The organism is Flammeovirga agarivorans, from assembly GCF_012641475.1.
In the GTDB taxonomy this organism is placed as follows: Bacteria; Bacteroidota; Bacteroidia; order Cytophagales; family Flammeovirgaceae; genus Flammeovirga; species Flammeovirga agarivorans.
In genome coordinates, this window is the sequence record NZ_JABAIL010000113.1 from 1 (window position 1) to 594 (window position 594).

The 594-nt window shown below is 62.1% G+C and carries 1 protein-coding gene; it reads left to right on the top strand.

The genetic code is table 11. The features are described from left to right. Positions 1–594 (top strand): LLM class flavin-dependent oxidoreductase (locus HGP29_RS28495; protein WP_168885842.1); only part of this gene is annotated, 594 nt, incomplete at both ends.

Consider the following 594-nt stretch of genomic DNA (forward strand, 5'->3'; position numbering starts at 1 on the left):
CATCTGGCGTAAGCTGATGGAGGGAGAAACCGTCACCTTTAACGGCAAGCATCAGCGCGTTCGCGACGCCAAACTGCTGTTTCCGCCACTGCAGCAGCCACGTCCACCGCTCTATTTCGGCGGCTCGTCTGAGGTGGCGCAGGAGCTGGCCGCTGAGCAGGTCGATCTTTATCTTACCTGGGGAGAACCGCCGGCCCAGGTGGCAGAGAAAATAGCTCAGGTGCGAGAGAAAGCCGCCCGGCATGGTCGCCAGGTGCGTTTTGGCATCCGTCTGCACGTGATCGTCAGGGAAACCAACGAGGAAGCGTGGCAGGCGGCGGACAGCCTTATCTCCCATCTTGACGACGAGACGATCGCCCGCGCCCAGGCGGCTTTCGCCAGAACCGACTCCGTTGGACAGCAAAGGATGGCGGCCCTGCACAACGGGCGACGCGATAAGCTGGAAATCAGCCCCAACCTGTGGGCTGGCGTGGGTTTAGCGCGCGGCGGCGCCGGGACCGCGCTGGTGGGCGATGCCGCCACCGTTGCCGAAAGGATCAATGAATACGCCGCGCTGGGTATCGATAGCTTTATCTTTTCCGGCTATCCGCATCT